Consider the following 2674-nt stretch of genomic DNA (forward strand, 5'->3'; position numbering starts at 1 on the left):
CTTTAGGTGGGTTGGCTGAGCGGTTGAAAGCACCGGTCTTGAAAACCGGCGAAGGTTAATAGCCTTCCCAGAGTTCGAATCTCTGACCCACCGCCATTTATTGCCAGAGCGTCCAGAGCACCACTGGTTATTTGGCGGGTTTCCATTGTTTACAGCATTTCTGCTTCTGACATCGCTATTAGCCTGCCTTAAGTGAAGACCCAGCATCTACAAAGCTTTTCAAGATACTTTGAGCCTATACCTTACCCTCAGACGGAATTTGACTTTCCAACACAGTCGCTCGGAAAACAGAGATCCCGGGAGTCGTCGAAAACAATAAAAAAAGTTCAATCAACGTCAAATAGGGAGAATATCTTCCTGGCATTACGGGTGCTTGCAGCAGCAATCTCTTCTGCATCTACACCCAGCACTTCGCTCAGTGCATGGACCACATAGGGCAGATTAGCAGGGACATTATCAACTCTTTTTTTATTATCCGTCTTAGGATTATCTTTTCGGGACATCACCTGAAAGGGGCGTAAAAATGGTGCATCCGTCTCAATCATCAGACGGTCCCGCAGAACATCCCATCCAACAGTACTCAATGCTTCCACCAGATCTCTGTTATTGTTACCAGCAATCCATCCGGTAATTCCAATGGAGCACCCCATATCGATGTAATCTTGAAGAGCCTCGCCATTGCCGGTAAAACAGTGAACGCAGGCCATGTTTTTTGCAGGCAGTTGCCCAATATAACCCTCCAGAATTTCCTTGAAATCGTCATGGGCATCACGCTCATGCAAGAACAACGGTTTTTTCATTTCCACAGCCAGTGCCAGCTGCTGCCGGAAAGCCTCTCTTTGATCTCTCTCATCCGAGAAGTTACGGTCGTAATCCAACCCGCACTCACCCACTGCGACGCAGCGACTGTGATCTTTCTCAAGTATTTCTTTTATCGCCGGGATACCACCGTCTTTTAAAAAGTCTTTGGCCTTGTGAGGATGGCAACCCACCGTATAGTATAAAGAACATCGGGAGGCGTCAGAGGAAACGTCAATAGCTGTTGCCTGACCAGTTACTCTGTCTGACACAGGAGAGGATTCCACCCATTTCATTACCTCATCCTGAACCTGTCCAGATATTGGGATAGAAGTACCGGTTATAATGACGGTGCCGACCCCCGAACGGACAGCATCAGCCAGAACTCCACTTAAGTTATGAAATCTGTTGTTACCTACCAGATTGGCACCAATATCTATCAGCGGAGTATCGTACCGGGGCCTGACCGCCAAAGGTGTCAGCTTTACTTTTTTTCCTGGTGCAGGATTTAACTGAACACCGCCAAAATCATTACCTCTGGTAGAATCATTCAGCTGCAAACTGGCCCGTGTTGAGGACTGCCGACGTCGGAACTGCTGTCCTATGTCGACCTTAGCCTGCTGCCCCTGAACTGTATCCGGACGAGAGTTATCACGATAGCGGGCAGCGCAGGGTGGATACCCGGCAACAGACCTGCCTGTGGAACCTGAACGCTTTTTCTTTTTGCTTTTCAGTGCTCTTGAATCGCCGACCACCTGCCAGCCCCCTCCTGAACCGTTCACGTCAGCGTGAAGACTGACATTTTGTACATCTTCCTTGTGAGCAGCAGCTTGTTCCTTGTGAGCAGCAGCTTGCTCTGAAGGAACAAATAGAGGGCTCCACTCCTGGGACAGTTCTTCAGGAACCATACCAAAGACCAAAAACATATTACGTACGAATTCGTCTTTTTTTTCTGGCCGAGTAAGTTTTAGTACCTCAACAAGTTGTTCTCTGGCTTTAAGGGTAAAAGTTCTTAAAAACTCAAGTTGCACACGAGGAACATCTTTTAGTAAAAAAGCGTGTTCCGGGAACACTTTTCTTAAACGTTCCGCAAACATTGATCTTATAATAACCAAAGCGGTAAACATTGCCCTAACATTTTCAGCTCCTGATGATTCATCGCCAGAAATATCTAATGCCAGTTTTTGAAGTGCTTGATGACTTCGACCCTCACGTAATCTATTCATGTTAGATCGGGTAATAAAAGAATATTGAATATGGTCCGGATAGCCCCACATAATAGTGTATCCCTCCCCCTGATCGTTAATATCCGGCAGACCAAAGTTATACTCAGCATAAATATCTCTGGCTAATCTATTAAACATCACTATTGTTTTATATTCCGATGGGACAATTTCTTCTTGTAGAGAACGACCAGTTATTTTAAACACCTGATAAATAAAATTAATTAGGCTTGCTTTCTTTTGTTGGGTTAACCCTGAATAATAAACCTGATCCCAGTCATCTGACACCAAGAGATCATTACTCTTTAAGTAGTGCAGTAATTCATTTCTGAATAGTTTTAATGCAACCTCGCTCTCATATATATTACTGTATAAAGCAAGCGATTTAATAATTCTCGTCACCTCAACATAATCATCGCCCCCCTGGGATTTTGCCAGTTCACCGACTTCTGAAATAAGGTGGTAAAGTTCTAAATTTCCTTTTGTAAATTCAACCCATTTCGAATGGAATTTACTTAGATTATTTTTGTCTGAAGCAAGGCCATGAGATAAGAGGTTATAAAGCTCTGGCAAATTACAGAAATCATTAGTGCGAAAATAACCCCCTCTCTTTTTTTCATTGAATCTCAAACTTTGGAACCATCGAAATACAT

General features: G+C 44.2%; 1 protein-coding gene and 1 tRNA gene. One reads left to right on the forward strand and one right to left on the reverse strand.

Annotation, left to right across the window (positions count from 1 at the left end; translation table 11 throughout):
- The first annotated feature begins 5 nt into the window (after positions 1-5).
- A tRNA-Ser gene (locus KDK18_RS02635) sits at positions 6-96 on the forward strand.
- Between the two features lie 230 nt (positions 97-326).
- Here KDK18_RS02635 and KDK18_RS02640 read toward each other — a convergent pair.
- Positions 327-2674, reverse strand: a 2348-nt coding sequence (locus KDK18_RS02640; RefSeq protein WP_257252995.1) for a TatD family hydrolase, incomplete at its 5' end; no start/stop codon positions are given.

This window comes from Endozoicomonas sp. SESOKO3, assembly GCF_024606255.1.